This window comes from Lentzea sp. NPDC042327 (assembly GCF_040647275.1).
Taxonomy (GTDB): Bacteria; Actinomycetota; Actinomycetes; order Mycobacteriales; family Pseudonocardiaceae; genus Lentzea.
Genome location: NZ_JBEZBX010000009.1, coordinates 25,635 through 50,641 on the forward strand (window position 1 = coordinate 25,635; position 25,007 = coordinate 50,641).

A 25,007-nucleotide genomic window follows, 5' to 3' on the forward strand; every position below is an offset into this window, starting at 1 on the left:
GTGAGGTTGTTCAAACCTGCACTAGTTTTGGTTCGAAGTTGAACAGCTGAACGACAGGATCGGGGAGCACCAACCATGGTCAAGGACGTCACCGCGCTGGTCGGCCGGATCGGCATCGGCACCGTCTTCATCGCGCACGGCTGGCAGAAGTTCACCCAGTACGGGCTGGACGGCACCGCCGCGAGCTTCGAGAAGATGGGGGTGCCGGCACCCACCCTGTCGGCGTGGTTCGCCGCGATCGTCGAGCTCGTCGGTGGCGTCGCGCTCATCGCCGGTGTCGCGCTGCCGGTCGTCGGGGTCCTGCTGGCGCTCAACATGCTCGGCGCGTGGCTGATCGTCCACCTGCCCAACGGCCTCATCGGCGAGGGCGGTGCCGAGCTCGTGGTCGCCCTGGGTGCGGCGGCGCTCGCGCTCGGCTTCAACGGCGGCGCCTACGCGCTGGACCGCGTGCTGTTCAAGAACAACAGGGTGCTCAACCCCGCGGCAGCGTGACGCTGACCCTCTCGACGTCCCGGCGCGCGGCCAACCGGCCCGCGTCGGGGTTCGTCACCTGCACCAGCGAGCCACCGGCCGCGAGCACGGCGAGAAACCCTTCCAGCACATCGGAAGGCGAGCTCCACTCCAGAGTGGACAGCACGCGCGGCTGGTCGCCCAGCGCCTCGCCGAGCTCGCGCGCCCGCGCCACCAGCTCGTCCACAGTGGACTCATCGAGGGCCGGGGCGGAGCCGTCGACCGCGTCCCACGGCGCGAAGTCGTCGCCGTGCACGCGCACGTCGTCGTTGTAGTCGACCGCCGCGCCCGACCCCAGGCCCATGGGGTGCAACGAGGCCACGGCCACCACGTCGGCCTCGGCAGAACCACCCGGCGGCACCACGGCCACCTTCACGTCCGCGGCGTCCGCGCTCATCACCACGTGCGCCCCGCACCACCAGGCGCCCAGCAGCACGCCCGTGGTCTGCCAGTGCGCGGGCAGCAGCACCGCCACCCGGTCGCCCGGCTCGACGTCGTGCTCGTCGCGCAGCCAGTTCGCCGTCTTCGCCGCCCAGTTCGCCACCGTCGCGCGGGACAGCTCGACCCTGGTGCCCGCCGCGTCGTCGTAGTGCGTGATCAGCGGACGGCCGGAGTCGGCCTTCAGCAGCGGCGTGAAGAGGATCTCGGTCACGCTCACGGGCGCACTCCTAGTCGACGCAGGGCACAGACGGTTGCTGCGCTGTCACGGCACGGGCGCCGTCCAGCGACAGCAGCCTCTCACCGCCGAACCGCGACGGCGTGCTCGGGGTGGTGGACCCGGTGGGGGCGGCGGAGGTCGTCGACGGCACCGGTGCCGTCGTCTCACCGATCAGCTGGCGCACCCACGCCTTCACGGCCTCGCGGTCCACCGTCACGACGCTCTGGCCGCGTTCGTTGCGGAAGTCGATGTTCGTGACCGGGATCGTGGCGAACTCCACGTTGCCCGTCGCGAGGCCCTGCGCCTGCGTCGCCAGCGTCGCGATGTCGAGCTTCTGGTCCACGACCACGGACTTCGAGACGGCGTCGAGCAGGCCGTTCAGCTTGGCCGGGTCGGTGAACGTGCCCGCGGACAGCAGCTGCTTCATCGCCTGCGACATGAACACCTGCTGGCGCGCGATGCGGCCCAGGTCACCGCCGGGCATGTTCCGCTGCCGCACGAACGACAGCGCGTCACCGCCGGAGACCGTCTGCTCGCCCGCGCGGAAGTTCGCACCGGAGTTGGGGTCCGACGTGCCGGCCTTCAGGCACACCCGGACGCCGCCGATGACCTCGGTCAGCAGGTAGAAGCCGTAGAGGTTGATCTCGGCGTAGTGGTCGACGCGCATGCCGGTCAGCTCCTGCACGGCCTGCACCAGCGCCTTGCGCCCTGCCTCGTCCGACCGGCGCTCGCGCTCGGCCTGGTCGCTCACGCCCTCGGCCTGCAACCGTTCCGCCGTCAGGTACTTCACCGCGCCGTACGCCGAGTTGATCTTGTCCTCGCGGTAGCCGGCGATCGGCACGTACGTGTCACGGGGAATCGAGATCGCGCTCGCCTTGCCGCCGTTGCGCGGTACCCGCAGCACGATGACAGTGTCGGTGTTCACGCCGTCGGTGCTCTCGGTGCGCAGCTTGCGCAGCACGTCCGCGGGCAACGGCCGGCCCTGCGCGTCCGTGCGGCTGTCGCTGCCCACGAGCAGGATGTCGACGGCGCCGTCCTCGACCGGCGGCGAGTTCGGGACGTCCTCCAGCACCTCGAGGATCTGCGTGGTGTTGGTGTTCTGCTTGACCAGCCGCAGTGCCGTCCAGAAGTACCCGGAGAACACCAGTGTTGCCACCGCGACCAACGCGACCACCGTGCGTCCGGTGACCAGGAACGCCTTCCTGGCGCGCGATGCAGCGCTCAACACGGGTTCCTTCCAGTACGGGTTTCGAATGCACAGCGTAACCGCCGAGAACCGGTACCGCAGGGATTTCCGGTCAGTTGACGCAGACGAGACCACCCGCGGTGATCGGAGGTGTGCTGCTCGTCGCGGTCGACGGGGTGCCGGAGGCGTTCTGCGCCTCGACGTCCTCGCCGTCCCCCTCGTCACCGTTCGAAGTCACGTAGTCGGTGCCGACGTGCACCTGCACCTGTCCTCTTCGGACCGACTTCTCCTCGGCGACGGTCACGTTCGGCCCGAGCTCGGCGGCGACCTTGCGCGCCGCCCCCTCCTCGCCGGCCGCGTAGTACACGACGGTGGAGTCGCTGGCCGGCCCCGAGAGCGCCTGCCCGCGGGCGAAGCCCTTGGCGACCAACGCGTTCAGCACCTCGCCCGCGAGACCCTGCCTGTTGGTCGCGTTGTACACCTGCACGGTGATCGCGGAGTTCGGCGGCGCGGGCAGCGTGGTCGTGGGCGTCGGCGGGGTGCTCGACGGCTTGTCGCCGGCCAGGCCGGTGATGAACTTCTTCACCTGGGCCGGGTTCACCGGCAGCACGTTGCCATCACCGTAGGTGTCCATCGGGTCGCCGACCGGGATCGTGCGGAACTCGATGTTGCCGCCCACCAGGCCCTGCATCTGCTCGGCGAACGTGGTGATGTCCCAGCCGTCGCTGAGGATCACGGACTTCTGGATGGCGGCGATGAGCGCGGAGAGCTTGCCCGAGTCGGTCAGCGTGCCAGTCGAGAGGACCTTCTTCGCGAGCGCCCCGATGAACACCTGCTGGCGCACGATCCGGTCCAGGTCCCCGCCGGGCAGGTTCTGGCGCTGCCGCACGAACGACAGCGCTGAGCGGCCCTCGATGAGCTGCGGGCCCGCCGCGAAGTCGGCGCCGGAGTCGCGGTCGCTGGTCGGTTCCCTCAGGCACACCTCGACGCCGCCGATGGCCTTCGTGACCTCGTAGAAGCTCGCGAGGTTGACCTCGGCGTACCGGTCGATGCGCACCGAGCCGCCGGTCATGCCCTCGATGGTCTTGATCAACGTCTTGCGGCCGGCGGCCATCGACTCGTCGCGGATCAGCTTCTCGTCGGTGACGCCCTTGTTGCGCAGCTCCTGGTCGACGGTGTTGCGCTGGCGCGCGAACGCCGAGTTGAGCTTGTGCTTGCCGAACCCGTCGGCCATCTCCACGTAGGCGTCGCGCGGGAACGAGATCGCCACCGCACGCGTGCCGTCCACCGGGATGTGCACGAGGATCATGGTGTCGGTGTTCTGCTCGCCGTCCGGGATGCCGCCGTTGAGCAGGGCGAGCGCCTCCTGGGACAGCGGGTTGCCCTGCGCGTCCGTGCGGCTGTCCATGCCGACCAGCAGGATGTCGACGGCGCCGTCGAGCGGCTTGCGCCCGGCGTCCTTCGCGATCTCCTGGTCGATCACGTCCGTCTTGGTGATGCCGTCGTTGGCGCTCTTGTACTGCGCCCAGCCCACCGACGTGACGAGCAGCACACCCGCTGAGACGAGTGCGACGAAGATGCGCCCCGTGACCAGGAACGCGCGGAAAGCGGGCGACGGGCGGGTGACCGTGACCCGTACCGGCAGACCTCTGCCTTCCACTGCTGGTTCCTCCCCCACCACACGGAGTTTAGTCGTTTATAAGACAAACGACGTGACATTGCTGTGGGTTGCACCGATGGACCCCATGACAGACTGCAAGTGGTGGAACACCACGAGAGGAAATGAGCATGCGCGTACTGGTGACAGGTGGGGCCGGGTTCATCGGCTCGCACTACGTGCGGGAGCTGGTGAGCGGCTCGTACCCGGCCTTCGCGGGTGCCGACGTGGTGGTGCTCGACAAGCTCACCTACGCGGGCAGTGAGACCAACCTGGCCCCGGTCGCCGGCCGGTTCGAGTTCGTGCGCGGCGACATCTGCGACCCCGTCGTGGTCGCCGAGCAGATGCGCGGCGTCGACGTGGTCGTCCACTTCGCCGCTGAATCGCACGTGGACCGCTCCATCACCGGCTCGGCGGACTTCGTGCTGACGAACGTCCTCGGCACGCAGACCCTGTTGCAGGCCGCGCTGAACGCGGGCGTGGGCCGGTTCGTGCACGTGTCGACCGACGAGGTCTACGGCTCGATCGAGTCGGGTTCGTGGGACGAGGCGCACGCGCTGGAGCCGAACTCGCCGTACTCGGCCTCGAAGGCCTCCTCCGACCTGCTCGCGCGGGCGTTCCACCGCACCCACGGGCTGCCGGTCAGCATCACCCGGTGTTCGAACAACTACGGCCCGTACCAGTTCCCGGAGAAGGTGATCCCGCTCTTCGTCACCAACCTCATCGACGGCAAGAAGGTGCCGCTGTACGGCGACGGCCTCAACGTGCGCGACTGGCTGCACGTCGACGACCACTGCCGCGGCATCCAGCTCGTCGCCGAGGGCGGCCGGCCGGGCGAGGTCTACAACATCGGCGGCGGCACCGAGCTCACCAACCGCGAGCTCACCGAGCGCCTGCTCGCCGCCACGGGCCGTGACTGGTCGTCCGTCGAGCCGGTGGAGGACCGCAAGGGGCACGACCGGCGCTACTCGGTCGACATCTCGAAGATCGCCGCGGAGCTGGGGTACAAGCCGCAGGTCGACTTCACGACCGGTCTCGCGGAGACCGTCGAGTGGTACCGCGCGCACCGCGAGTGGTGGGAGCCGCTCAAGGAGCGCGCGGCGCTGGCGAAGGGCTGAGCCGGCGTGATCCTCGTTCCCGGAGGTCGTGGTCAGCTCGGCCACGACCTCGCCGCGCTCTCCGCCGACGTCCACGCGGCGTCGTCGGCGGAGCTCGACGTGACCGCGGTGACCGCCGACGACGTCCGCGGGTACTCGGCGGTGATCAACTGCGCCGCCTACACCGCGGTCGACGCGGCCGAGACCGACGAGGACCGCGCGTTCGCGGTGAACGCCGTCGGTCCCGGTCTGCTGGCGCGCGCGTGCGCCACGGCCGGCACCCCGTTGATCCACGTGTCGACGGACTACGTCTTCCCCGGCGACGGCACGCGCCCGTACGAGCCCACGGACGACGTCGGCCCGAAGAGCGCCTACGGCCGCACGAAGCTCGAAGGCGAACGCCGGGTGCTCGAAGAGGGCGGCTGGGTCGTGCGCACCTCGTGGGTGTACGGCGCGAACGGCTCCAACTTCGTGAAGACCATGGCGGCACTGGAGTCCTCGCGCCCGTCGGTGTCCGTTGTGGACGATCAACGCGGTGCGCCGACGTGGTCGCACGACCTCGCCGCCGGTCTCCTCGAACTGGCGGCCGTGCTGCCGTCCACGCGCTTGCTGCACGCGGCCGGCGGCGGCGAGACGACGTGGTTCGGCCTCGCCCAGGCCGTTTTCGAGGAACTGGGTGCCGATCCCGCGCGCGTCACGCCGTGCACCACCGCGGACTTCCCGCGGCCGGCGCCCAGGCCCGCCTACTCGGTGCTGTCGGGTGCGGCGTGGGTAGCAGCGGGACTGCGCCCGTTGCCGCACTGGCGCAGCGCCCTAACGGCTGCATTCCGGGCGGGTGTGGTCGCTCCGCGTGCCTGAGCTGGTCCATTGGGGTGACCGGTCTGGTCTGGCCGTGGGCGATGCGGGAGCCTGTTCGGCATGGTCGATTCCGGGCGCAAACCCCAGCGTCCCGCGACAACGGATTCCGACAGGCAGCGATTCCTGCGCTGCGTTGCCGTGGTGACGGGCTCCCGACAGGCGTCGCAGAGCCAGCTCGACAGGTACGCACCGGGGCCGCATTCCCGGTGACGTGGACGACGTGGTGGGGCGTCAGGACTTCCTGACGCCCTCACGCAACAGCACAGGACGTCAGGCCTTGCTGCGCCGGTACGCGCCCAGCGTCAGCTCCGCGCACCGCCGCCACGTGAACCCCGCCGCGTGCGCCCGCCGTTCCGCCTGGGCCGCCGGGGTCGCCGGTGCCGCAACGGCTTGCGCCAGCCCGGCCGCCAGCGCCTCGACGTCACCGACCGGCACGTGCAACGCGTGTCCGCCGGCCACCTCGCGCAGCGCCGGCACGTCCGAGCACACCACGGGGACGTTGCACGCCAGCGCTTCCAGCACCGGCAGCCCGAAGCCCTCGTCGCGCGACGGCAGCACCAGCGCGGTCGCGCCCGCCACCACCGAACGCAGGTGCACGTCCGACAGGTACCCGGTCCGCAGCACCCGTCCGTCCACACCGGACCGGCCGGGGCCGACGATCACCAGCGGCGGCAGCGACGGGTCGGACGCGTGCGCCTTCGCCAGGTGGTCGAGGCCCTTGCGCGGGCCGTCGGCGCCGACGAACAGCAGGTACTCCGACGGCAGCCCCAGCCGGCCGCGCAGCGTCGTGGTCGGGGGACGGGAGGCGAACCACGCCGGGTCGACGCCCAGCGGGGTCACGACGACCTTGTCCAGCGGCACCGAGAACCGGTCGGCGACGACGTCGGCGACGGCAGCGGTCGGCGTGCAGATCACGTCCGCGCGCTGGGCCGAGAGCCGCACGAGCTCCGGCAGCCGGGCGTCGGAGGCCGGCAGGTCACCGGGGCTGTCCAGGAACGCGAGGTCGTGGATCATGACGACCCCGCGGGCCCTGATCGTGGGCGGCAGCACGAAGTTCGTGGCGTGCATGACGTCGGAGAACCCGGCCAGCAGCTCCACCGGCGGGAACGGCGCGCGCAGCCACAGCTGCCGCAGCGCCCGTGCCGCGACGGGCAGGCCGCGGGCCGTGACGTCGTGCGGCAGCACCGTCCGCAACGCGCGCCAGCCGCGCAGGGTGAACGCCACCGCACGGACGTCGGCCTCGTCCGGCATCGACGCCAGCTCCTCGGCCAGCGCCGCCGTGTAGCGGCCGATGCCGGTCCGGTGTCCGAGCAGGGGAGTGCCGTCGAGCAGCACCGAAAGGGGTTTGCGAGCCATCAGCCACCGCCACGCGCGATCTTGCGCAGACGCCCCGTCGCCCGCTTGGCCAACTCCGTCGGGCCACCCGCGTCCAGGTACTCGCGCACCAGCCGCAGGTCCCGCTTCACCTTGTCCGCCTTGCTCAGCTCCGGCGTGCGCACCAGCGGCGCCGAGCCGGGCAGGCGGTCCGCGGCGGGCCTGGGGTTGCGGCAGAACTCGGCCAGCGGCGCGAGTGCCGTCTCCCAGGTGTACCGCTCGCGGACGACGGCGATGCGTTCACGGCACCCGGCCGCGAACTCCTCGTCGTAGAGCACCGTCTCCAACGCGTCGGCCAGCGCCTCCGGGTTCTCCGGCGGCACCACGACGCCCAGTCCCTCCCGCGCCACCAGGTCCGCGAACGAGTCGCCGGACGTGGTGACGATCGGCAGCCCCGACCACAGGTAGTCGAGCACCCGCGTGCGGAACGCGAACGTGGTCTCCACGTGCTCGTAGTGCGTGGTGACGCCGCAGTCCGCGTCCAGCAGCCAGTTCTGCCGCTCGGTGTAGGGCACCCACCCGTCGTTGAAGAACACGTGCTCGCCGGTCAGCCCCAGCGACGCGGCCAGGCCGCGCGTCTGTCCGGCGATGTCCATGTCCGGCACCTCGGGGTTCGGGTGCTTCATGCCGAGGAAGTACAGCTTGGCGTTCGACCGCCGCTTGCGCAGGTGGTCCATGGCCTCGACGAGCGTCAGCGGGTCGAACCAGCTGTAGACGCCGCCCGCCCAGATCACGACCTTGTCCGCGTCGGTCACGCCCGGCACGACGCCCTTGATCGCCGGTGCGGTGCGCTGCGGCGGCTTGCCCGACAGTCCGAACGGGACGATGCCGAGCAGCGACTGGGTCGTGGGGTCGTTGTCGTACAACGTGGGCGTGAGCCGGCCCAGCGACGCCAGGTGACCCAGCCAGAAGTGCCGCTGGCGTTCCGACGCGCACAGGAAGAAGTCGCCGCGTTCGAGCTGGGTGTTCAGCACGCGCGTGACCGTCTTCAGGTCCAGCGCGCGCTTCTCGTCCGTGTCGTCCTTGCCCTGTTCCAGCAGTTCCAGGTGCATCGGGTCGTACATGTCGCAGACCACGATCTTGGTCGACGACTTGCGCTTGAGCTCCTGCACCATCTCCAGCGCGTGGCCCTGCAACACGACCACGTCCGCCCACGCCACGTGCGGCGGCAGCTCCTTCGGCCGTGCCCGCTCGACGGCGAACGGTGCGTCCGGCGGCGCGCACAGCGGGTTCGTGGTGACCAGCCGCACCTGGTGCTCGCCAGACAGCACGTCCGCCATGTGCCACGCGCGGATCGCCGGACCCGCCATCCGGTCCGAGATCGCGTCACCGGTGATCACCAGGACCTTGCGCGGCTTGCCGAACACGTCGTCCAGGCCCAGTACCTCGACGAGCACGTCGTGGGCCGCCAGGTAGCGCGGCAACGGGTACGCGGGCTCCAGCGCCTTGCGCATCAACGGCACCAGGTCGGTGTCGGAGAGCCGGCGCTTGGCCTGCTCCACCTTCCGCGACTCGGCCAGCGACGGCATCAGCTCGACGAACTGGTCGATCGCGAGGAACCCGGCGAGCGCCTGCCGCGACACCCCGACCGGTTCGCGGTCGAGCGCCGGGTCCGCCGGCCTGCGGGTGATCTCCAGCTGGGTGGGGTCGATCTCGCCGCGCGCGGTCGCCCTGCGCACGCACAGCGCGAGCGCCGCGGGCAGCACCTTCGCGAGCGTCTCGTCGGAGAAGTTCTTGTAGAGCGCCGCCAGGGCGTTGCGCTCCAGCAGGTACAGCTCGCGGCTGTGGTCGATCGAGCTCATCGACGCGTGGTGGCGGTGGAACGTGAGCGACGCGGGCTCGTAGCGCACCCGCCAGCCGCGCAGGTTCATCCGCCAGCCGAGGTCGACGTCCTCGTAGAACATGAAGAACCGCTCGTCGAACCCGCCGAGCTCGCGGTAGACCTCGGCCCGCACGAACAGCGCGGACCCGGTGCCGAACAGCACGTCCCGCGGGCCGTCGTGGCTGCCGTCGTCGGGCTGGCCCGCGTGCCGCTTGTAGCCCATGCCGAACCAGGTCAGCCCGCCGTCGACGAAGTCGATGTTCGCGCCGTCCCAGTCGAGCACCTTGCTCGCGACCGCGCCGACCGCCGGTTCGGAGTGGAAGACCCTGATCGCGGCCTTCACCCAGTTCCTGTCGGCACGCGCGTCGTTGTTCAGGAACGCCAGCACGCTGCCCGTGGCGTGTTCGACGCCGAGGTTGCACCCGCCGGCGAACCCGAGGTTCTGCTGCGAGGTGACGATCCGCGCGCCCGGCAGCTCCCGCGTGAGCCGCTCGGTGTCGTGCGCCTCGTTGTCGACGACGACCACCTGCAGCAACTCGGCCGGGTAGTCGAGCTCGGCGAGACCGCGGACGCAGGTGATGGTGTCGTCCGCGCCCCGGTAGTTGACGACGACCACCGAGACGACGGGCAGAGAGGCTCGATCCACGCGCTAAGCCTGCCTCATCACTCTGCGCGCCCGCAGGCTGGTCGCACAGATCAGCAGGAGCAGGACCGCGACCGGCACGCCGGCCACCCAGCCCACCGACCAGTCGTTGCGGTCGGCGAGCAGCGGCCGCATCCACTCGTGCCGCAGCACGGTCGCCGGTCCCGGCGGCAGCCGCTTGTCGGCGTCGCCCTGCACGACGATCGTGAGCCGCGCACCGTCCGGGCACAGGACGCGGTGCGCGTGGGCGGGGTTGTCCTGGCCGGCGACCTCGTCGACCCGTTCGACGACGCACGTGTCGCGGTGCGCGAACACGTCCATCAACGCGCGGTGACCGTCACCGGCCAGCACCGCCGTGCCCGGCACCAGCACCATCAACGCGGGCAGCACCAGCCACGGGTCGCTCAGCTCGCCGATCCCCCACGCGAACGCGCACGCGAGCAGGCAGCCGGGGACCATCACCGCGAGCCGGTGTTCGTCGGGCACGACGGCACCCAGGACGGCGGCCGCGGCGATGCCGAGCACGCCGGCCACGATCAGCGGGACGGGCCGGCTCATGGCCGTTTCCTGAGGGCCCTGGCCAGTGGCACTAGTGCGATCATCACCAGGGGGACGCTCGTGACCACCCAGAGGTTCCACCCGCCCGGCTCCGCGAACACCGGCCGCGCCGGCGGACCGATCGTGACCTGGGCCTCGTGCCCGCGAAGGCGGTCGGGCCAGTCGCGGCTCAGCTCGACCTCGCCGCTGGGACAGGTCAGCACGTAGTCGACCGACGGGTACTTGGTCCGTGGGTGCTCGACGGCCTCGGTGACCGCGCATTGCTCCGTGTGGCCGATCTCGTCCATCACCACGCTGTGCCCGCCGAACGTGAGGACGAACGGCGCCGCGAGCCCGACGGCGAACGCGGGCAGCGCGACGGCCTTGCGCTCGCCCAGGGCGCTGACGCCGAGCGCGAAGGCGAGCCCGCCGAGCAGGCCGACGAGCAGGAAGCCGACGTCGACGGTGATGCCGAGAGCGGACCCGGCCAGGACGGCCGCGCCGCCACCCGCGACCAGCCACCGGGCGAGGCGCTGCTGCACCGCGTCGAGCGCGCGCCGGTGCGCCGGTTCCTCGGGGTCGTGGACGGCGCGTGGCTCGCGGCTCGGGCCGTTCCTCGTGCGGACCGGTCTGCGCTTGCGCCGGGACATCACCGGCCGGCCCATTCCCGCCAGACGCGCCGGCGGCCGGCCGTCGTCGTGATCCGCGCCCGCTGCCACAGCGACGCCGGCAGCCGCACCACCACCTCCGCGAGCACCCGGACGCGCAACCCGACCCGGAAGTTGGCCGCGTCCGGCACGTTCTCCCGCAACGGCAGCAGCGCCGTGATCGCGGCGAACCGCCCGAGCTGGGAGAGCGCGACCGGCAGGGGTGCGCAGCGCAGCAGCATCAGCAGGCGGTTGCGCTCGTTCCAGCGGTGGAACAGCACCGAGCCGGGCCTGGTCGACGCGCCGTGCCGGTGCCGCACCCGCGCCGGCCCGACCGAGATCACCCGGTGCCCGGCCAGCCGCAGCCGCCAGGCCGTGTCGGTGTCCTCGTAGTAGCAGAAGAAGCTCGCCGGCACCCCGCCCACGGCCCGCAGCACGCCGGTCCGCAGCAGCGCCGCCCCTCCGCAGAACCCGAACACCTCGCGCCCGGCCAGCACCACGTCCCGGCCGTACCCGTCGGCGGTCAGCGCGACGCCCACCGACTGCGTCGAGCCGTCGGTCAGCTGGATCGACGAGGTGGCCGCGGCGGCGCCGGGGTCACCCTTCAACGCCCGCTCCAGCTCGGCCAGCCACGACGGGTCGGGCACGGCGTCGTCGTTCAGCCAGGCGACGTACGGCGTCTCGACCATGGCCAGCACCGCGGCGAGACCACCGGCGTAGCCGCGGTTCGACGACAGGCGCACGACCTCGTGCCCGCTGATCAGCGCTGCCGTGCCGTCGTCGGAGGCGTTGTCGACGACGATCGTCCTGTGTGGACTCTTCTGGGCGGAGAGGGCGTCCAGGCAGGCCGTGACGTGGTCACGGCCGCGCCACGTCACGACCACCACGGTGCTGAGCGGCGACACGGCGTGAGACGGTACGCGACGTGCCCGAGCTGGTAGTGCTGACCGAGCAACTCAACGCGCCCGTCCCCGGCGGGACCGGCCGGTACACCGCGGAGCTGCTCCGCGCCCTCCGCGCGACCGCGCCCGGCGGGTGGGGCGTGACCACCGCCGCCACGGCCGGCGCCGACCGGAACCTGCGGGTGCCGCGGCGGGTGCTGGTGGCGCTGTGGGAGCGCGGTCTTCCCCCGCACCTCGGGCCGCACGTGCATGCGCCGACACCGCTCGCACCGCGCGCGGGGGCCGTCGTGACGGTGCACGACGTCGTGCCGTGGACGCACCCCGAGACGCTCACGCCGCGCGGGGTCGCCTGGCACCGCAAGGTGATCACGCGCGCGGCCAGGGAGGCCAAGGCGCTGGTCGTGCCGACGAGGGCGGTCGCCGACCAGCTCGCCGAGCACGTCCCGGTCGAGGTCCCGGTCCACGTCGTCCCGAACGGCGTCACGAACCTCCAGGCGACCGGCAGGCCGGCGGACCTCCCCGAGACCTACGTGCTCGCGATCGGCACGATCGAGCCGCGCAAGGGGTTCGACCTCCTCGTGCGGGCCACCGAACGGCTGCGCGTGCCGCTCGTGGTCGTCGGGCCGCAGGGCTGGGGCGGTGTCGACCTGCGCGCGCCGCACGTCCGGCTGCTCGGCGGCGTCAGCGACGAACGGCTGGCATCGGTGCTGGCCGGGGCCACCGCGCTGGCCGCGCCGAGCCTCGCGGAGGGGTTCGGACTGCCGGTGCTGGAGGCCATGGCGGCGGGCGTGCCGGTGGTCCACTCCGACGACCCGGCGCTCGTGGAGGTGGCGGGCGGAGCGGGCACCGCGGTGCGGCGCGGCGACCTCGCGTCGCTGACGGAGGGACTGCGGGCGGTGCTGGCCGACCCGGACCACACCAAAGAGGCCGGGATCACTCGCGCGAGTGAGTTCACCTGGGAAAAGACTGCGCGCGGTGTCTGGGCAACCCACATGTAACCACGTAGTTGATGCATTCGGTGTAAGTGGGTTTCGCGATGACCGTACGCTGCTGACCGTGCCGATCGTCGAACCCAGCGTGCTGATCGACGCCACCGCCGTGCCCGCGGACCGAGGCGGCGTCGGGCGTTACGTGGATTCGCTCGTCGCGGCGCTCGACGCGGACGGCGCCAAGCTCTCCGTCGTCTGCCAGCCGCGTGACGAGGACCTCTTCACCAAGATCGCCCCGAACGCCCGCGTGCTCCGCGCCGCCGACGCCGTCGCGACCAGGACGGCCCGCCTGACCTGGGAACAGACGACGCTGCCGCGGCTGGTGCGCACACTGGGCGTCGACGTGCTGCACTCGCCGCACTACACGCTGCCGATCGCGAGCAAGGCCGCGTCGGTCGTGACGCTGCACGACGCGACGTTCTTCACCGACCCCGTGCTGCACTCGTCGGTCAAAGCGCGCTTCTTCCGCGCGTGGACCCGTGCGTCGCTCAAGCGCGCCGACCTGTGCGTGGTGCCCTCGCAGGCCACCGCGGACGAGCTGGTGCGCGTCGCCGGCGCCGACCGCAGGGCGTTGCACATCGCCCAGCACGGCGTCGACACCGAGCGCTTCCACCCGCCGTCGCCCGACGAGGTCCTGAACGTGCGGACCGCGCTGTCGCTGGGGGAGACGCCCTACGTGGCGTTCCTCGGCGCACTCGAACCCCGCAAGAACGTGCCGGCGCTGATCCGCGGCTTCGCCCAGGCCGTCGCCGGCCGCCCGAACCCGCCCGCGCTGGTGCTCGCCGGCCAGCCCGGCTGGGACAGCCAGGTCGAACGCGCGCTCGACTCGGTCCCGCACCGCATCCGCGTGATCCGCGCCGGCTACCTGCCGTTCGAACAGCTCGCCGGCTTCCTCGGCGGCGCGCAGCTCGTCGCCTACCCGTCGCTCGGCGAGGGCTTCGGCCTGCCGGTGCTCGAAGCGATGGCGTGCGGCGCCTGCGTGCTCACCACCCGAAGACTGTCGCTCCCGGAGGTGGGTGGCGAGGCGGTCGCGTACTGCGGTGTCGGAGCGGGTGACATCGCGGCGGCGATCGCCGAGTTGTTGGACGACCCGGCCCGCCGATCATCGCTGGCCACGTCCGGTCAGCAGCGCGCGAAGGACTTCTCGTGGGCCGTCAGCGCCGAACGCCACCGGCTCGCCTACGAGCGCGCATCGCTCATCCGCCACCGCCGCTGACGGTGCACGCGTTTTCGCGCAACACCGAACCACTATCGTGTCGCGCGTGAACTACGGCGACGGACTAGGTGTCGTGACGGTCACGTACTCGCCGGGCGAGACGCTGGCACCGTTCGTGGACACCCTCGCGAAGGCGACAACGCGCGACATCAGGGTGATCCTCGCCGACAACGGCTCCACCGACGGCGTGCCCCAGCAGGTGGCCGCCGAACGCGAGCACGTCACCTTCGTGCCCACCGGGGGCAACCTCGGCTACGGCGGCGGAGCGAACCGCGGCGTCGCGGCACTGCCCGCCGACGTCGGCTGGATCCTGATCTCCAACCCCGACATCGAGTTCTCCCCCGGCAGCGTCGACACGCTGATCGACGCGGCGGCCCGCTGGCCCCGCGGCGGCATGTTCGGCCCCCTGATCCGCGAACCCAGCGGTGAGGTCTACCCGTCCGCGCGGCTCCTGCCGTCCGTCGGGCGGGGCATCGGCCACGCCCTGTTCGCGGTGGTGTGGCCGGGCAACCCGTGGACGCGCGCCTACCGGCAGGAACAGGAACCCGTCGAACGCGTCGCCGAATGGCTGTCCGGGTCGTGCTTCCTGATGCGCAGGGAGGCGTTCGACGCGGTCGGCGGGTTCGACGAGAGGTACTTCATGTACTTCGAGGACGTCGACCTCGGCGACCGGGTGGCGCGGGCCGGGTGGGTCAACGTGTACGTGCCCGACGCGGAGGTCGTGCACATCGGCGGCCACTCGACGGCGCGGGCGTCGGACCGGATGCTGGCCGAGCACCACCGGTCTGCCTACCGGTACCTGGCGGACCGGCACCGCGGGGTGCTGTGGGCGCCGTTCCGGTGGGCGGTGCGGGCGGGGCTGGGGGTGCGGGTCCGGATGCTCACCCGGTGACGTTCGCGGACTGACCGCGGGTGATCCCGCTCACCCCGGAACCGGGCTCACGCGCGGGCGCGCAGGTCACATGTCGCCGCTCAACCGCTGCGAGAGCGAGGAGCGGGTCGTCTGGTGGTGGGAGACGGTCGGGATCATGCCCGGTTGCACGACCTGCGTGATCTCCGCGTCGTCGGCCGCGGCGGCGGGGGACGGCAGCGGCTGGGCCGGCACCGGGTGCTGCTGCGGGCGGTGCTGCTGCGGGCGGTGGGCCTGACCGGGGCGGGGCACGGCCGCCTGGCCCGCTGCCTGGGCGGCCGAGAGGACCATCGTCGAGTCCGGGTCGAGGCGCGGGTCCACCGCGTTGACCAGGCTGCGCGGGATCTGCAGGGTGGCCGAGGAGTCCATGGGGGACGTCATGTTGTCCGGCGTCACGATGTTCCGCCCACGTGCGCGGGCGCGGGCGAGCAAGGCGTCGGCCCGGTCGCGGGGGTCCATGTCGGATTCAGCTCCTTGCCGGGACCAGATCCCTGGCGGGACCAGACTCCATCTGACGATCTGCTTCGTGTCAGAGTATTCCGTCGAACGGCTTGCTGTAACGCGGAGGAGGAAAAAGGTGCACGGCGTTGAAGCTGTGGTGCTGGTCGGGGGTAAAGGCACCCGTCTTCGCCCGCTTACCCTGTCCGCTCCCAAGCCCATGCTCCCGACCGCGGGGGTGCCGTTCCTGACGCACCTGCTGTCGCGGATCAAGGAGGTCGGGATCACCCACGTGGTGCTCGGCACCTCCTACAAGGCCGAGGTCTTCGAGGAGTACTTCGGGGACGGGTCGAGGCTCGGGCTGGAACTGGAGTACGTGGTCGAGGAGGTGCCGCTGGACACGGCGGGCGCCATCAGGAACGTGGCCGACAAGCTGCGCGAGCCCGACGTGATGGTCTTCAACGGCGACATCCTGTCCGGCGTCGACCTGGCCGGGATCGTGGACACGCACCGGCAGCACGCGGCGGACGTCACGCTGCACCTGGTGAAGGTGGCTGACCCGCGGGCGTTCGGGTGCGTGCCCACCGACGAGCAGGGGCGCGTCCAGGCGTTCCTGGAGAAGACCGAGAACCCGCCGACCGACCAGATCAACGCGGGTTGCTACGTGTTCAAGCGCGAGGTCATCGACGCCATCCCGGCGGGCCGGCCGGTGTCGGTGGAGCGGGAGACGTTCCCGGGGCTGCTGGAGGCCGGCCGGCGGCTGCAGGGGCACGTGGACGCCACCTACTGGCTGGACCTGGGCAAGCCGGAGGCGTTCGTGCAGGGGTCGGCCGACCTCGTGCGCGGTGTCGCGCCGTCGGCCGCGGTCGCCCAGGCCGGTGACTTCCTCGTGCTCGACGGGGCGAACGTGCACGGGGGTGCGACGGTCCGCGGCGGCAGCACGGTCGGTGCGAACTGCACGGTGGCCGAGGGCGCGGTGCTCGACGGCGCGATCCTGTTCGACGGGGCCGTGGTCGGCGAGGGCGCGGTGGTCGAGCGGTCGATCGTCGGCGCCGGTGCGCTGGTGCAGGCCGGTGCGGTGCTGCGGGACGCGGTCGTGGGCGACTCGGCGGTGATCGGGGCGCGGTGCGAGCTGATCGGTGGGGCGCGCGTGTGGCCCGGCGTGGTGTTGCCGGAGGCCGGTGTGCGCTTTTCGACGGATGCCTGAGAGGAGCTGGACACCACCGTTCCCACTGGACCTGGGAGCGGTGCTCGGGCCGTTGCGCCGCGGGCCGGGTGACCCGTCCTTCAGCACGGAGGGCGGCATCTGGTTCGCGGCGAACACCCCGTGCGGGCCCGGCACCCTGCACGTCACCAGGGTCGGCGACGAGGTGCGCGCGCGGGCGTGGGGTGACGGCGGGCTGTGGCTGCTCGACGGCCTGCCCGCCCTGCTCGGCGCGGACGACCCGGTGGACGAGTTCGTCGCGCACCACGACGTCGTCGCCGAGGCGCGCCGGCGGCGGCCGGGACTGCGGCTGGGCAGCACGGGCCGGGTGTGGGACCTGCTGTTCGCCTCGATCCTGGAGCAGAAGGTCACGGGCACGGAGGCGTTCCGGACGTGGCGCGAGCTCGGCCGCCGGTTCGGCGAACCCGCGCCGGGACCGTTGCCGCTCAAGGTCCCGCCGACGCCGCAGCGGTTGCTGGGCCTGCGGGACTGGGAGTGGCACCAGTGCGGCCTCGACGGCGCGCGGCGGCGCACGCTGGTCAACGCCGCCCAGGTCGCGCACCGGCTGGAGAAGGCGGCGGAGATGCGCAGCCGTGAGCTGCTGGAGAAGGTGCCCGGCATCGGCGTGTGGACCTCCGCCGAGGTGGCGCAGCGGTCCTGGGGCGACCCGGACGCCGTGAGCGTCGGCGACTTCCACGTCGCCAAGAACGTCACGTGGGCGTTGACCGGCACGCCGGGCGACGACGACGGAATGATGGAACTCCTCGCGCCCTACACGCCACAACGGCACCGCGCGGTCTGCTACCTCCAGGCCGCGGGCCTGCACCGCCCACGGCGAGCCCCGCGGTTCTCACCGCGCGACTACCGCAAGTTCTAGCGCAGGCGGGCCAGGGCCGACTCGATCAACGGGTGCAGGTCGTCCACGTCGGCCGGCAGCGAGTCCAGCGGCCACCACTGCAGGTCCACCGACTCGGCCGAGCGCACCGGCTGCGCACCGACCGGGGCGCGCACCAGGAACCGCACGTCGAAGTGCCGGGTCGGCACGCCCAGCGAGCACGTGATCGGGTGCACGTCGAGGTGGATCGGGGTCGGTTCGATCCGCAGCCCGCGCATTCCGGACTCCTCGGTGGCCTCGCGCAACGCGGCCGCGGCCAGGGAGACGTCCTCCGGCTCGCAGTGACCGCCGAGCTGCAGCCACCGGCCGACGCGCGGGTGCAGCGTCAGCAGCACGTGCTCGGCCGTCGCGTCCAGCACCAGTGCCGAGGCCGTGAGGTGCCCCGGCTCGCACGACCGCTGACAGGCGTCCTCGCGTGCGGCCAGGAAGCCCAGGTAGGCCTCCTTCAACGCGTCCTGCCCCGAGAACGCCCGCAGGGTCGCGACGGCGTCGGCGTGCAGTGTCACAGCTCGATCAGTCCTTCCAGCGGTGCGCGGGGGACCAGCGGCTCCAGCGGGTGGCCCACGGCCACCGCGCCCAGCGGCTCCCAGTCCCGCGGCACGTCCAGCACGGAACGCACGACGTCCGCGCAGAAGATCGTCGACGACACCCAGCACGAACCGAGGCCCTCGGCGGCCAGCGCCACCAGCAGCCCCTGCACGGCGGCGCCGCCGGCGATCGTGAACATCGTCTTCTCGGCGTCGGCCCGCCGCGCGTCGGGGTAGGTGTGCGCGCCTTCGCGGACGAGGAACGGCACCACCACCTCCGGCGCCTCCACCAGCAGGTCGCCCCGGCGCACCCGGCGCGCGACCTGCTCGTCGGTGAACCCGTCGCCGCGCAGGTCGCGTTCCCACTGCTCGCGCATCGCCGCCAGCAGCGCGGCCCGCTTCTCCCGCACCAGCACGAACCGCACCGGCCCCGTGTGGTGCGGAGCGGGTGCGGTCAGCGCCGCCCCGACCGCGCGCCGCAGCACCGCGAGGTCCACCGGCTCGTCCGAGTAGAACCGCACGGACCTGCGCAGCAGCACGGCCTCCGCGCGGCCCTGGGCCAGCGCCTCCTCCGTGCCGAGGCGGAACAGGTCGAACTCGGTCGGCCGGGTCAGCTCCCGCGCGCTCGACCCGTCGTCGACCACCTCGTACCCGCGCAGCACCGCCACCGGCACCGCGCCGAGCTTGCCCTTGACCAGGTCGGCCGCCGCCGCGATCTCGTCGGCCACCGCGACCTGAGTGACGAACAGCTCGTTGCCGTGCCGGTCGACCGAGCCCGCGTAGTCGTGCAGCACGCGCAGACCGGACGCACCGATCGCGGCATCGGTCTGACCGACTCGCCACGCACGGCCCATCGTGTCGGTGACGACCACGGCCACGTCCACGCCGAGCAGGGACTTCACCGAGGCGCGCAACGCCGCCGCCGACCCGTCCGGGTCCAGCGGCAGCAGCGCGATCTCGTCACCGGCGACGTTCGAGGCGTCGACACCGGACGCGGCCTGCACGATGCCCAGCCGGTTCTCGGTGATCAGCGTCCTGCCCTTGCGGGCCAGCACCCGCACCGACTCCGCGGTCACGTGCTCGCGGCGGGCGCGGTCGCGCTCCTCGGGGTCGGCGGGCACGGTGACCAGCCTGCCCTCCACTTTGGACAGCACCTTGGAGGTCACGACGAGCACGTCGCCGTCGCGCAGCCAGGGCGCGGCGGTCGTGATCGCGCGGGCCAGGTCGTCGCCAGGCCGGAACTCCGGCAGGCCGGGCACCGGCAGCAGCTCCAGCGCGGCCGCGGCGTGGTCAGCCAACGTCGACCCCGGCGAGGTCGAGCGCGGCGCGCGCCATCTGCGCCGTCGCGTCCACATCGGACATCACCAGCGGCACCGCGCGCACCGCGACCCCCGGCACGTCGGCGCGGTCACCGGTGTTGACCAGCCACGCGTCCAGGATGCCGTCCTCGGAGCACTTGCGGGAACCGTAGAGCCGCCCGACCCCCTCGGCGGAGGTCTCGACACCGATCGCGTCCAAACAAGCGTCCGCCATGCCGCGCAACGGTTTGCCGCCGATGATCGGCGACAGGCCCACGACACCGGCGTCCGTCTTGCGCAGCGCGTCCCGCACACCCGGCACGTTCAGGATCGTGCCGATGCTCACGACGGGGTTCGACGGGGCCAGCACCACGGCGTCGGCCTCGGCGATCGCGTCGAGCACCCCGGGACCGGCGGTGGCGGTCTCGGCACCGACGAACGCGAACGACTTCGCGGGCACGGCCGCGCGGTGCTTGACCCACCACTCCTGGAAGTGGATGGCCTTCGTCTCGCCGTCGAGCTCGACGACGACGTGCGTCTCCACCCGGTCGTCCGACATCGGCAGCAGCTTCACGCCCGGCTGCCAGCGGGTGCACAGCGCCTCGGTGACCGCGGACAGCGGGTAGCCGGCGCGCTGCATCCGGGTGCGGACGAGGTGCGTGGCGATGTCCCGGTCGCCGAGCCCGAACCAGCTGGGCTCGGCGCCGTAGGCCATCAGCTCTTCCTTGACGGTCCACGACTCGTCCGCACGGCCCCAGCCGCGCTCGGAGTCGATGCCGCCGCCCAGCGTGTACATGCAGGTGTCGAGGTCGGGGCAGATGCGCAGTCCGTGCATCCACACGTCATCGCCGGTGTTGACCACCGCGGTGACGTCGGCTCCCAGGTGCTTGAGCCCTTGCAGGAACCTCGCGCCGCCGACCCCGCCGACCAGTGCTACGACCTTCACGCCGGGCCATGCTTCCACAGCGCCCCGAGGCGCCCGGAGTCAGCGCCAGAACATGAAGTTGGCGTAGCCGTAGAACGCGCCGACGGAGTTGCCGCCGATGAGCTCGAACACCCACGTCGAGACCTGGAACAGCAGCCGGCTGACCTCGGAGAAGGTGAACAGGACGGCGAACAGCACCAGCGGCGCCCACGGCCGGACCTTGGCGCCGAAGCGCTGGGCCTCGTACGACATGAACGGCTCCCACACGCCCCAGCCGTCCAGGCCGGGGATGGGCAGGATGTTCAGCACGAAGGCGAGCACCTGCAACAGAGCCAGGTACGAAATGGCCGCCGTGAGCGCTCCCGGCGGGTCGAACAGCGCCACGACCGCGACCAACAGGGCACCGACCGCCAGGTTGGTGGCCGGGCCCGCCAGCGAGACCATCGACTCGACCTTCTTGGAGCGCAGCGCGTGGTGGTTGATCCACACGGCACCACCCGGAAGGGGGATCCCGCCGAGCGCGAGCAGGACGAGCGGCAGGACGATGCTGAGCACCGGGTCGGTGTAGCGGCGGATGTCGAGGGTCAGGTATCCCTTGTCGCGCACCGAGAAGTCGCCACCCCGGTAGGCGACGGCCGCGTGCCCGAACTCGTGCAGGCACAACGTCACCGCCCAGCCGGCGAGCACGAACAGGACGGTGCCGGCGATGACGGCCACATCGCCTTCGAACAGGGTGAGGACGGCTCCGGCGGCGGTCGCCGCGAGCAGACCGAGGAACAGTGGACTGGGGCGCACCGCTGATCGCTTCACCCCACCAGTGTGGCGTGTCGGCTGGCGCGGTGGGCCGTTCGGGGACGGGTTGCGGTACGTGGATCACCGTCTGTGCTGCACGTCAAGGTTTCAACGGCCATCTGCGCGAATATCCCCCGACGTGTGGACTCGGCTTGACCCCCCGCTGTGACGCAGGTGTAATCACATCGGTGTCATTCGTCGTTGTGGGAACGGCGTCTGGCGTCCGCCAACCGGGGAGAGCGGAAGGCGAGGAGGCGGACGAAATGCAGGAATTCGAAGAAGATCACGTCGCGCAGCCGGTCGTACAGGGCGAACTGTCGTACCTGTTCGACCCAGCCGACGAGCAGGACTGGCAGGAACGCGCCCTGTGCGCGCAGACGGATCCCGAGGCGTTCTTCCCCGAAAAGGGTGGTTCGACGCGGGAGGCCAAGCGCATCTGTCTGGGTTGCGAGGTGCGTTCGGAGTGCCTTGAGTACGCGCTCCAGCACGACGAACGCTTCGGCATCTGGGGCGGTCTCTCGGAGAGAGAACGCCGCAAGCTGAAGAAGCGAGCCGTCTGAGACGTCTGGAAGTGTGATCTTTTTGCCTTAACTTGAGGGAGTGACAAGCCCTCACCCGAGGCTCCGGACCGCGCCGGTGCTGTGCGTCCTGGTCTGCCACGACGGCGACCAGTGGCTCAGCACGGCGCTGTCCGCTTTGCGGCGTCAGCGAATTCGTCCCCGCCACGTGATCGCGGTCGACACCGGATCCCACGATCGCACCGCGAAAGTACTGGCGGAGGCCGAAGATCTGCTCGACGGCGTGCTGTCGCTGCCGCGCGGTACCGGTTTCGGCACCGCGCTGCGGCTGGCGGTCGAGCACGCCGTCGACCGCTGGGGAGACCCCGGCAAGTGGCTGTGGCTGCTGCACGACGACAGCGCACCCGAACCGGACTGCCTGGCCGCACTGCTGACCGCGGCCGAGGTCTCGCCCTCCGCCGCGGTGCTCGGCCCGCTCTGCCTCGACTGGGAGGCCCCCCGGCTCGTCGTGGAGGCGGGTCTCTCGACCGACGCCTCCGGCCACCGGCAGACCGGGCTCTCGTCCACCGAGCACAGCGCGCTGTTCCAGCAGAGCGCCGAGGTGCTCGCGGTGTCGTCGGCGGGGTCGCTCATCCGCCGCGAGGTCTGGCACGCGCTCGGCGGGTACGACGAGGCGATGCCGTTGCTGCGCGACGACGTCGACTTCGGCTGGCGGGTCAACCGCGCGGGCCACCTGGTGCTCTGCGTCCCGGTCGCCCGGATGCGGCACGCCCGTGCGGCGACGAAGGGCCTGCGCCTGCTGGACGCGGCCGTCGCACGACCCGGTCCGTCGGTCCGCGGCGTCGACCGCGCGCACGGGATGCGCACGTTCCTGGTCAACACCTCGGGTCCCTCGTTCCTCATCGGACTCCCGCGCCTGCTGTTGTTGTCCCTGCTGCGGGCGCTGGGCTTCCTGCTGCTCCGACGTCTCGCCGACGCGCACGCGGAGGTGGGTGCCGCCCGGTACCTGCTGACCCGCGGCCGGTTGCTGGAGGGACGCAGGGCGCGGCGCGGTTCCGCGGTCGTGCCCGGCCTCTTCACGAGCAGGCTGACCCGGTTCCGCAACGCCCTGCGCGCCGGGGCCGCGTTCCTGATCCGCCGCCGCGTCGAGGCCGACGCCGCACTGGGTCGTTTGCCCGCAACCGATTCCGGGTCCGCGTGGCTGGAGCCGTCCGAAGTGGACTCGCCGCGGCCGGTCGGACCGTCCGCGCTGCCGGCCGGCGCACGGGGCCGGCCGCGGGTCGCGAGCCTGCGCCGCCCGCCCGTCGTGGTCACGGTCGACGCGGCGCTGCCGGGTGCGCTGCGGCCGTCGCCCAAGCCGCGGCCGTCACCGGGACCGCGCCGCGACATGGTGTTCGTCGAGGTCGACCAGGGCCGGGTGCTGCGGTCGCTGGTGCTGGCACCACCGGTGTTGCTGCTGCTGGGGCTGTCGGCGCTGGCGGTGGTGGCGAACTGGTCGCGGCTCGGCCTGGACCTCGCGGGCGGCCGGCTGCTGCCGGTCGGGTCGCTCGGCGAGGTGTGGTCGGCGTACCTGGCGTCGTGGCACCCGGTGGCCGGCGGAACAGCGGCCCCGGCTCCTGCGGCGCTGGCGTTCCTCGGCCTGGTGCCGGGCGGGCCCCGGTTCGCGGTCGCGCTGTTGCTCCTGGGTGACATCCCGTTGGCGGCCTTGTCGGCGTACATCGCTTCCCGTGGCATGCGCGTACGGCGTTCCGTGCGCGCGGTGGTCGCCGCGTTCTACGGCTTGCTGCCCGTGTCGACGACCGCCGTTGCCGAAGGGCGCCTGGACGTCGTCGTCGTGCACATCGTCACGCCGTTGGTGTTCGCCGGCGTGTACGCGGTCTTGCGCGCGTCATCCACGCACGCATGGCTCGCCATGGCCTCGGGAACGGCCGTCGGCGTCGCGGTGCTCGGCGCGTTCTCGCCGCTGAGCCACGTGGTGGCGCTGGTGGGGGCCCTGGTCGGCTTCGTGGCGGTGTCGGGCGGTGCCCGCCGGATCGCCGCGCTGTTCGCGATCGTCCTGCTGCCGATGGCGCTGCTGCTGCCGTGGCCCGCCGTCCTGCTGCAACACCCCGAGATGGTCCTGAACGGCCTCGGCGCCGCCTACTCCTCACCGCCGCCGAACCTGATCGTGTGCTCGGTCTTCGCGGCCGCCGCGTTCGCCGCCGCGGTCCTGCGCCCGAACGCGGCGATGCTGCCCGGCCTGTTCGTGGTCGTGCTGGCGATCGGCGCGCTGGCCGCGGTCACCGCCTTCCACGCCTGGCCGGGAACACCGCTGGTGATCCTCGCCTGGGGCCTCGTCTGGGTGGTGCTGGCCGGGTGCCGGCGCGGTGTCACGCCGGGTGTCGCCGGTCGGCTGCGGGTGCGGCGCGCGGTGTACGCCGTGGGCGTGGTGACGCTGGCCAGCCTGGGTGTCGCGGGGGTGCTCGACCTGCGGACCGGTCCGCTGCGCGCCGACGGTGGCGAGCAGCTGAGCGCGTCGCTGACAGCCGAGCTGGACCGCTCGGGCCGGTCGGTGCTGGTCCTCGGCACCCCGACCCGCCAGGTGGCCGGCCGCATGCCCGCCTTCGGCGACGATGACCTCGTGCCGACCACGTCCTCACCCGCACGCCTGCGCCGGTGGACCACGTCCCTGCTCGACGGGTCGTCCTCCGCCGTGGGGGTGGCGCTGGCCCAAGCGGCGTCGTCCGGCGTGTCGTTCGTGGTGCTGCCCACTGCCGCGGACGCCGATCGCGTGCGTGCCGCGGCGGGGGAGCTGGTGTCGGTGGCGGCACCGACGACCGCGGGCCGTCCCGTGCTGCGCATCCGGCTGGTGTCCGACACCGGCGTGCTGCTGCCGCCGGAACTGGCCCGCCGCGCGCGCACCGGCGGCGACCCGCCCGCGGAACCGGCAGCGGAGGTGGCGCCGGTGAACGTGACGCTGCCGGACGTGGCGGTGCGGGTCTCGCCGGGCTCCGACGGGCGGGTGCTGGTGCTCGCGGCCGAGGACGAACCGGGCTGGGAGGTGTTCGTGGACGGTCAGCAGGTGCCGGTCGTGCGGTCCTGGGGCCACCTCGTCGGCGTGCCGCTGCCGGGGGCGGGGGCCGAGGTGAGGGTGACGATGAGCACAACGCTGCGGGACCTGCTGCTGCTCGCGCAGGCCGCGGTGGCGTTGTTCACGGTGCTGACGGCGATCCCCACGCGGCGGCGCCAGACGTGAGCAGGCCGCCGTGGGTGTCGTGGGTGTGCGGGCCGCCGTGGGTGTCGTGCGTGGGCGGGCCGCCGTGGGTGTCGTGCGGGTGCGGGCTGCCACAGGTGCCGTGCGTGAGCGGGCCGCCGTGGGTGTCGTGCGGGTGCGGGCTGCCACAGGTGCCGTGCGTAAGCGGGCC

Annotated in this window: 23 protein-coding genes; 10 read left to right on the forward strand and 13 right to left on the reverse strand. The window is 72.2% G+C overall.

All coding sequences use genetic code 11. The features are described from left to right. Nucleotides 1-75 precede the first annotated feature (75 nt). Complete coding sequence (locus AB0A63_RS23230; protein ID WP_360394947.1) at nucleotides 76-492, forward strand: DoxX family protein; 417 nt, start codon at nucleotides 76-78, stop codon at nucleotides 490-492. On the opposite strand, the gene AB0A63_RS23235 is transcribed toward AB0A63_RS23230, so the two are convergent. From AB0A63_RS23235 to AB0A63_RS23245, 3 genes are all read right to left on the reverse strand, one after another. Further along, nucleotides 473-1,168, reverse strand: coding sequence for a TIGR03089 family protein (locus tag AB0A63_RS23235; RefSeq protein WP_360394949.1), 696 nt, complete (start codon nucleotides 1,166-1,168; stop codon nucleotides 473-475). The two genes, AB0A63_RS23230 and AB0A63_RS23235, sit on opposite strands and share 20 nt — an antisense overlap. Nucleotides 1,169-1,178: 10 nt before the next feature. Beyond that, nucleotides 1,179-2,393, reverse strand: coding sequence for an LCP family protein (locus AB0A63_RS23240; protein WP_360394952.1), 1,215 nt, complete (start codon nucleotides 2,391-2,393; stop codon nucleotides 1,179-1,181). A 73-nt stretch (nucleotides 2,394-2,466) separates the two neighbouring features. Beyond that, on the reverse strand, nucleotides 2,467-4,014 hold the full coding sequence (locus AB0A63_RS23245) for an LCP family protein (RefSeq protein WP_360394955.1): 1,548 nt from the start codon (nucleotides 4,012-4,014) through the stop codon (nucleotides 2,467-2,469). A 128-nt stretch (nucleotides 4,015-4,142) separates the two neighbouring features. Between AB0A63_RS23245 and rfbB the strand changes: the two genes are divergently transcribed. Both rfbB and rfbD read left to right on the forward strand, forming a co-directional pair. Next, complete coding sequence (gene rfbB, locus AB0A63_RS23250) at nucleotides 4,143-5,129, forward strand: dTDP-glucose 4,6-dehydratase (protein WP_360394958.1); 987 nt, start codon at nucleotides 4,143-4,145, stop codon at nucleotides 5,127-5,129. A 6-nt stretch (nucleotides 5,130-5,135) separates the two neighbouring features. Beyond that, entirely contained in the window at nucleotides 5,136-5,966 is an 831-nt protein-coding gene (gene rfbD / locus AB0A63_RS23255; protein WP_360394961.1) for a dTDP-4-dehydrorhamnose reductase, read from the forward strand. A gap of 270 nt (nucleotides 5,967-6,236) precedes the next feature. On the opposite strand, the gene AB0A63_RS23260 is transcribed toward rfbD, so the two are convergent. The 5 genes from AB0A63_RS23260 to AB0A63_RS23280 are packed head-to-tail and all read right to left on the reverse strand — an operon-like array spanning nucleotide 6,237 to nucleotide 11,894. Further along, entirely contained in the window at nucleotides 6,237-7,322 is a 1,086-nt protein-coding gene (locus tag AB0A63_RS23260) for a glycosyltransferase family 1 protein (protein WP_360394964.1), read from the reverse strand. After that, nucleotides 7,322-9,808, reverse strand: coding sequence for a glycosyltransferase (locus AB0A63_RS23265; RefSeq protein ID WP_360394967.1), 2,487 nt, complete (start codon nucleotides 9,806-9,808; stop codon nucleotides 7,322-7,324). The genes AB0A63_RS23260 and AB0A63_RS23265 overlap by 1 nt, the downstream gene beginning before the upstream one ends. A gap of 3 nt (nucleotides 9,809-9,811) precedes the next feature. Then, nucleotides 9,812-10,363: a hypothetical protein gene (locus AB0A63_RS23270; RefSeq protein ID WP_360394970.1), complete on the reverse strand. Its 552-nt coding sequence runs from the start codon at nucleotides 10,361-10,363 to the stop codon at nucleotides 9,812-9,814. Further along, a complete protein-coding gene (locus tag AB0A63_RS23275; protein WP_360394973.1) occupies nucleotides 10,360-10,992 on the reverse strand; it encodes a hypothetical protein in 633 nt (210 codons plus the stop codon). The genes AB0A63_RS23270 and AB0A63_RS23275 overlap by 4 nt, the downstream gene beginning before the upstream one ends. After that, on the reverse strand, nucleotides 10,992-11,894 hold the full coding sequence (locus AB0A63_RS23280) for a glycosyltransferase family 2 protein (protein ID WP_360394975.1): 903 nt from the start codon (nucleotides 11,892-11,894) through the stop codon (nucleotides 10,992-10,994). Before AB0A63_RS23280 ends, AB0A63_RS23275 begins: the two co-directional genes overlap by 1 nt. Nucleotides 11,895-11,914: 20 nt before the next feature. Here AB0A63_RS23280 and AB0A63_RS23285 point away from each other — a divergent pair, with 20 nt between their 5' ends. The 3 genes from AB0A63_RS23285 to AB0A63_RS23295 all read left to right on the forward strand — a co-directional run bounded on the left by AB0A63_RS23285 (nucleotide 11,915) and on the right by AB0A63_RS23295 (nucleotide 14,988). After that, nucleotides 11,915-12,889, forward strand: a complete 975-nt coding sequence (locus tag AB0A63_RS23285; RefSeq protein ID WP_360394978.1) for a glycosyltransferase family 1 protein — start codon at nucleotides 11,915-11,917, stop codon at nucleotides 12,887-12,889. A 79-nt stretch (nucleotides 12,890-12,968) separates the two neighbouring features. Beyond that, nucleotides 12,969-14,096: a glycosyltransferase family 1 protein gene (locus tag AB0A63_RS23290; protein ID WP_360395659.1), complete on the forward strand. Its 1,128-nt coding sequence runs from the start codon at nucleotides 12,969-12,971 to the stop codon at nucleotides 14,094-14,096. Nucleotides 14,097-14,142: 46 nt separating this feature from the next. Next, on the forward strand, nucleotides 14,143-14,988 hold the full coding sequence (locus AB0A63_RS23295) for a glycosyltransferase family 2 protein (protein WP_360394981.1): 846 nt from the start codon (nucleotides 14,143-14,145) through the stop codon (nucleotides 14,986-14,988). A gap of 66 nt (nucleotides 14,989-15,054) precedes the next feature. On the opposite strand, the gene AB0A63_RS23300 is transcribed toward AB0A63_RS23295, so the two are convergent. Further along, nucleotides 15,055-15,465: a hypothetical protein gene (locus tag AB0A63_RS23300; RefSeq protein WP_360394983.1), complete on the reverse strand. Its 411-nt coding sequence runs from the start codon at nucleotides 15,463-15,465 to the stop codon at nucleotides 15,055-15,057. Between the two features lie 118 nt (nucleotides 15,466-15,583). Here AB0A63_RS23300 and AB0A63_RS23305 point away from each other — a divergent pair, with 118 nt between their 5' ends. Together AB0A63_RS23305 and AB0A63_RS23310 are read left to right on the forward strand one after the other, a co-directional pair. Beyond that, a complete protein-coding gene (locus tag AB0A63_RS23305; protein ID WP_360394987.1) occupies nucleotides 15,584-16,651 on the forward strand; it encodes an NDP-sugar synthase in 1,068 nt (355 codons plus the stop codon). Then, entirely contained in the window at nucleotides 16,644-17,525 is an 882-nt protein-coding gene (locus AB0A63_RS23310; protein ID WP_360394989.1) for a DNA-3-methyladenine glycosylase 2 family protein, read from the forward strand. Before AB0A63_RS23305 ends, AB0A63_RS23310 begins: the two co-directional genes overlap by 8 nt. Here AB0A63_RS23310 and AB0A63_RS23315 read toward each other — a convergent pair. Genes AB0A63_RS23315 through AB0A63_RS23330 form a run of 4 tightly spaced genes read right to left on the reverse strand, consistent with a single transcriptional unit; the run spans nucleotide 17,522 to nucleotide 21,088 of the window. Further along, nucleotides 17,522-18,049 (reverse strand): NUDIX domain-containing protein, encoded by a 528-nt coding sequence (locus tag AB0A63_RS23315; RefSeq protein ID WP_360394992.1) that lies wholly within the window; start codon nucleotides 18,047-18,049, stop codon nucleotides 17,522-17,524. The two genes, AB0A63_RS23310 and AB0A63_RS23315, sit on opposite strands and share 4 nt — an antisense overlap. Next, entirely contained in the window at nucleotides 18,046-19,368 is a 1,323-nt protein-coding gene (locus AB0A63_RS23320) for a coenzyme F420-0:L-glutamate ligase (protein ID WP_360394995.1), read from the reverse strand. The genes AB0A63_RS23315 and AB0A63_RS23320 overlap by 4 nt, the downstream gene beginning before the upstream one ends. After that, complete coding sequence (gene cofD, locus AB0A63_RS23325) at nucleotides 19,361-20,314, reverse strand: 2-phospho-L-lactate transferase (RefSeq protein ID WP_360394998.1); 954 nt, start codon at nucleotides 20,312-20,314, stop codon at nucleotides 19,361-19,363. The genes AB0A63_RS23320 and cofD overlap by 8 nt, the downstream gene beginning before the upstream one ends. A 39-nt stretch (nucleotides 20,315-20,353) precedes the next feature. Further along, nucleotides 20,354-21,088: a site-2 protease family protein gene (locus AB0A63_RS23330; protein ID WP_360395661.1), complete on the reverse strand. Its 735-nt coding sequence runs from the start codon at nucleotides 21,086-21,088 to the stop codon at nucleotides 20,354-20,356. Nucleotides 21,089-21,348: 260 nt separating this feature from the next. Between AB0A63_RS23330 and AB0A63_RS23335 the strand changes: the two genes are divergently transcribed. Together AB0A63_RS23335 and AB0A63_RS23340 are read left to right on the forward strand one after the other, a co-directional pair. Further along, complete coding sequence (locus AB0A63_RS23335; protein ID WP_045315329.1) at nucleotides 21,349-21,645, forward strand: WhiB family transcriptional regulator; 297 nt, start codon at nucleotides 21,349-21,351, stop codon at nucleotides 21,643-21,645. A gap of 40 nt (nucleotides 21,646-21,685) precedes the next feature. Then, nucleotides 21,686-24,838 (forward strand): glycosyltransferase, encoded by a 3,153-nt coding sequence (locus tag AB0A63_RS23340; protein ID WP_360395002.1) that lies wholly within the window; start codon nucleotides 21,686-21,688, stop codon nucleotides 24,836-24,838. The last annotated feature ends 169 nt before the right edge of the window (nucleotides 24,839-25,007 follow it).

Bases quoted from the DNA above. Each gene is read 5' to 3' on its own strand.
- AB0A63_RS23230 (WP_360394947.1), top strand. From the start codon at position 76: ATGGTCAAGGACGTCACCGCGCTGGTCGGCCGGATCGGCATCGGCACC.
- AB0A63_RS23275 (WP_360394973.1), bottom strand. From the start codon at position 10,992: ATGTCCCGGCGCAAGCGCAGACCGGTCCGCACGAGGAACGGCCCGAGC.
- AB0A63_RS23300 (WP_360394983.1), bottom strand. From the start codon at position 15,465: ATGGACCCCCGCGACCGGGCCGACGCCTTGCTCGCCCGCGCCCGCGCA.
- rfbB (WP_360394958.1), top strand. From the start codon at position 4,143: ATGCGCGTACTGGTGACAGGTGGGGCCGGGTTCATCGGCTCGCACTAC.
- AB0A63_RS23260 (WP_360394964.1), bottom strand. From the start codon at position 7,322: ATGGCTCGCAAACCCCTTTCGGTGCTGCTCGACGGCACTCCCCTGCTC.
- AB0A63_RS23335 (WP_045315329.1), top strand. From the start codon at position 21,349: ATGCAGGAATTCGAAGAAGATCACGTCGCGCAGCCGGTCGTACAGGGC.
- AB0A63_RS23310 (WP_360394989.1), top strand. From the start codon at position 16,644: ATGCCTGAGAGGAGCTGGACACCACCGTTCCCACTGGACCTGGGAGCG.
- AB0A63_RS23270 (WP_360394970.1), bottom strand. From the start codon at position 10,363: ATGAGCCGGCCCGTCCCGCTGATCGTGGCCGGCGTGCTCGGCATCGCC.